General features: G+C 58.8%; 3 protein-coding genes. All 3 read left to right on the top strand.

Annotated features, from left to right (window positions below; all coding sequences use genetic code 11):
• Positions 1 to 1,485, top strand: a 1,485-nt coding sequence (locus AC33YF_RS13215; RefSeq protein ID WP_491777677.1) for an HlyD family secretion protein, incomplete at its 5' end; no start/stop codon positions are given.
• The gene (locus tag AC33YF_RS13210; protein WP_491777676.1) at positions 1,463 to 3,058 is read left to right on the top strand and encodes a glycosyltransferase; all 1,596 of its coding nucleotides are present in this window, start codon (positions 1,463 to 1,465) and stop codon (positions 3,056 to 3,058) included. The genes AC33YF_RS13215 and AC33YF_RS13210, both read left to right, overlap by 23 nt.
• Positions 3,055 to 3,605, top strand: a 551-nt coding sequence (locus AC33YF_RS13205) for a hypothetical protein (protein WP_491777675.1), incomplete at its 3' end; no start/stop codon positions are given. The genes AC33YF_RS13210 and AC33YF_RS13205, both read left to right, overlap by 4 nt.

The raw sequence follows: 3,605 nt of genomic DNA, 5'->3' as shown, positions 1-3,605 counted from the left end.
CTCGAAGGGCCGCTACCTCAAGAAGGCGAGGCGCTGGTTCTCAAGCCTGAGCTGCCGTTTCAGGGTTTCGAAATCTCCTTCGAAGTGGATGCGAAGGTCACGAAGGCAGACCCGGCGACCGGAACGCTGGGCGTCGAGTTTGTCGAGCTGACGGAGAGGGCGCATGATCTCCTTGTCCATTTCATCGACGATCTCGTTCGCGGCAAGATGGCGACGGTCGACGATACGATTTGTCGGATCGACGTTCCCGTAACGCCAATTTCGACGAAGCCAGATGCCGAATCCGAAGACGACGCCAAGCGGCGTTGGCCTATCAAAACAGTGATCACGACGGGCTTCTATCTGATCCTTGGGCTCTGCATTTTCGGCTATCTCGGCGTCCTGATCTACAGCATGACGATGCGCCTGGAGGTCAAGTCGGCCGTCATTTCCACACCAGTCTCCACGGTCAAGATGCCAGTAGATGGCAAGATCGTGCCGGTACGTCTGCAGACCGGTGCGCGCGTGCGCCGTGGCGAGGTCATTGCCCACATCGAGAATGCGGACCTGCTCGATGAGTTGGAGGACAAGCGGAACGATCTACAGAAGGCGCGCGAAATGCTGGCGCGCGCGAACGAGAAGTTCCGCATTCAGAAGAGTCGTATGGGAATGTATAAGGTCGTGAAGCGTACAGACCGGCAAATTGCCCTGGCCGAGGTCGCGAGTGCGAAAGAGGCGCTCGCAGCGGCAGACAACGCGGTCGAGCGGATGACAACGCTTCGCGCTAAGGGCTTGGTCATCGCCCAAAAATACGACGACGCCATCAGCGCTCGCGCTGATGCTGAGGCGCGCCTCAAACGAGCCGAGAACGAGCTCGAGCGCGCCTCAACCCTCAACGCGGTGTCGGACCGTGTTTTCTTCAACAACAAGGAATTTGTGGCCGATCTCGACATGTTGGCACTCGATGTCGATGAGGCGAGTGCCGACCTCAACGCCGCCTATGCCAGTTTGGAAGCGACGGAGAAAGCCATCGAGCGTCTTGTGATCGAAGCGCCATTCGATGGGCGGATCCTGTCAGTGTTCCAGTCCGGCAACGTCCACCTTATCCGGAATGAGGAACTGTTCGCGATTGAGAAGGACGAAAACCCCACAGTGCTCGCGTATCTCACGCAGGACGAGGTGCTCACCGTGGGGCTCGGAGATCGCGCGAAGGTCTTCATTCCTGGCCTGCAGCGGCATGTTGAGGCGAGCGTTACCAAGGTCGATAGGCGCGCAAGCTATATCGATCTCGAATCATCCAAACGTGAGTGGAGCGATCGGACCGAAAGAACGGCGCTCGTATCCCTAAATCTCCATATCGATAGCCAGGGCCGCGATGACGTCAGCGCCGGTCTGCCTGCCGTCGTGATCTTCCCGAAACGCTTCACGAACGATGTCTATCACGGCTTCAGTGAAGGCATGAGCCGGCTCATTGGGGGCAGCGATGCAGAACAAAATTCGATTTGATACGGCCCGCTCTCTTGACGAGCCGACGGATTGGCCGACCGGCTGGAAGAAGTGGACGCCGTTGGTGTTGTTGAAGATCGCCCTATACTTTGCGGTTTGCATCGCATTTCTCCTGAGCTTTCCCAACGCCATATTCGACCCCGAAGTCCAGGCGATTACCTTCACGATCGGACTGTTGGGCGTCTGGCGTTACGGCTGGTGGTTCACCCATGCGATCCGCGCCTCGATCTATGCTCGCCGCGTATATCCGAAGATGAAGGCGCGGTGCCGAGAAGTTTGGGAGGGTGGCTGGCGCCCGCGGCACATGCATTTCATGATGACGACCTATCGCGAGCATCGTGAGATCACCGAGATGGTAGTGCGTTCCGTGCTCCAGGAGATCGTTGCTTCCGGCGTTCCGGGGACTATTTGGCTCGGCTCGTCGGATCGCTACGACGAAGACATCATCAGCGACCTCCTGCGCCGCGAAGCGTCGGATGTCGATGTCACGTTGAGGATCATCCGGCAGAACGTCCCAGGGAAGCGCGCGGCGATAGGACTGGTCTTACGTGCGATGTGCCGCCTGCCGGTCCGGGACGACGATCTCGTCTGCTTTATGGATGGCGACTTCGTATTGGCGGAAGGCGCAATCAGCCGCTGCATGCCATTGTTTCATCTCTATCCAGACCTCCAAGCCTGCACGACGGACGAGGAAGTCATCTGCATCGGACCGCGCTGGATCGAGACTTGGCTGAAAATGCGCTTCTCACAGCGCCGTCTAGCCATGCAGAGTCACGCGCTCTCGGGTCGCGTGTTGACGCTCACGGGGCGCATGTCGGTGTTCCGGGCGAAGCACCTCAAGAAAGAAGAATTCATTCGACTGCTGGAGGCCGATCACCTCAGCCACTGGCTGTGGGGTCAGTTCCGCTTTCTATCAGGTGACGACAAGAGCACTTGGTACTTCATGTTGAAAAACAAAGCAAAAATGCTCTACGTGCCCGACGCCCTCGGCTACACGATCGAGGTCATCGAGGGGTCGGGCATGGACCGCATGGTGCAGAACTTCCGCCGCTGGTCCGGCAATATGCTGCGTAATGGGTCGCGCGCCATAAAGCTCGGACCTCGCGCTATGCCCTTCTTCATCTGGTGGTGCCTTGTCGATCAAAGGCTGTCGATGTGGACGATGCTGGTGAGTCCCGTGCTCGCGGTCAGTGCCGGCATGTTAGTCGGGGTTGGCTATTTGGCCTCCTACATTGCGTTCATTGCGCTCAGCCGGATGTTGCTCTCACTGGTCCTGTTCACCTACTCGCGCAAGGTCGAAATGGCCTATCCCTGGATTCTCTATCTCAATCAGCTGATCAACGCGTCGGTGAAGGTCTACGCCATCTTTCGCCTCTCGAAGCAGCGCTGGTCTAACCGCGGCAACCAGACCGCCGGGGCAGGGGCTGGCTTGGTCGAGCAGGCGCGGTCAGCTATGGCGGCATGGTGTACGACGATCGCAGTCATGCTGCTGGTCCTCTTCACTGTGCACTACGCGGGGCTGGTAGCCATCCCGACGCAAACGCAGTTCGCTGACGCCGCGAGTCTACGATGAGACCGCGTTCTCGTTACCGCCCCCGATCTATGTGGGTCTGCCGAACGCGCGCGCTTCTGCTGGCCATTGCGACGGTATTTGCCTGGGGTCTCGCACGTGCGGACGAAGCGCCGGGCGGTTGGCTGATCACGCAGACGGCTACGGGTCTCAGTTTCGATACAAGGACCGGCATTGCGACGCGCAAGGCTAGTGCGCGAAAGGGGCTGGTTTCGGTCTCGACCGTCGGTGCGTTCACCCAATCCCAGTTCTGGGAGCGGGGTGCCTTTCGTCCCACCATCACGCTTGATGATGCGGAGCTTGTCGATGGGCTCGATCTTGACGATGTCTCCCGTTTGCGCTCGATCCGCTTGGACCGAAGCGGCTCGCATGTTTTTTTGCGCAGTCGGAAGGGGCCGAAAACAACCGTCGACCTTGTTCATGACGGTGACGTTCTCATCCAATGGCCGCGACAAACCCGGGCATCGATCATTTCTTTCGAGGCTGATGCGCTTGTCATCTCTGTGCAGGACAAAGACTCTCTCGACTACGTCTTTTCGCGCATTCCTCG

This window comes from Methyloceanibacter sp. (genome assembly GCF_058506495.1).
Note: the sequence above shows the minus strand (reverse complement) of the source record. Positions and strands in the feature narration are given on the sequence as shown.